This is a genomic window from Kistimonas scapharcae, assembly GCF_039540975.1.
Lineage (GTDB): Bacteria > Pseudomonadota > Gammaproteobacteria > Pseudomonadales > Endozoicomonadaceae > Kistimonas > Kistimonas scapharcae.
Genome location: NZ_BAABFL010000021.1, coordinates 1 through 664, shown reverse-complemented (window position 1 = coordinate 664; position 664 = coordinate 1). Strand labels below are relative to the sequence as shown.

Here is a 664-nt window from a genome sequence, read left to right as displayed (position 1 = left end):
GTTTTGTGCAAAAACTGTACTCTGTTGCCAAAAGTACGGCCAGCTTGCTCACATTCCCAAGGTTAAGCGGGATTTAAGGCTTAATAAGAGATAACTTAAGCATTCTGGTATCATTAGAGTGAAGTCAACCGGCTCTTTATTGCAAAACTGTAAACATATATTCTTTCCTGATTACCACCTAACATAAGCCATTCTCCCGTCTAATCTTACGACACTGGTTTTCCTTGGGTTAGGAGACGTGTCATGGCCANGGGCAATGCCGCGATCAGTTTTTCAAATGGCGCTGGCCGAACGGATTTGAATGCCCTCTGTGTTGTTGCCGCGAGTATTGCATCCTGAAAACCCGCGAACTCTACCAATGTAACCGTTGCCGCCATCAAACGTCATTGACGAGCGGTACCATTCTTGAAGCCAGCAAGTTGCCCTTCACCACTTGGTTTCTGGGCATGTTTTTAATGACTCAAACCAAGAATGGCATATCAGCCCTGGAGCTTTCGAGACAGCTTGGCGTTTCTTATAACGCCGCGTGGCGCCTGAAACACAAGCTTATGCAAGTCATGAAAGAGCGGGTGACAGCCGTTCCCTGCAGGGGCATGTGCAACTGGATGATGCCTACTGGGGTGGTGAAAAACATGGCGGCAAACGGGGACGAGGTTCTGCAAAC

The 664-nt window shown here is 48.1% G+C and carries 1 pseudogene; it reads left to right on the top strand.

Annotated features, from left to right (window positions below):
* Positions 1–254: 254 nt before the first annotated feature.
* Positions 255–664 (top strand): annotated as a pseudogene (locus ABD892_RS01805) (IS1595 family transposase); the annotation flags it as partial.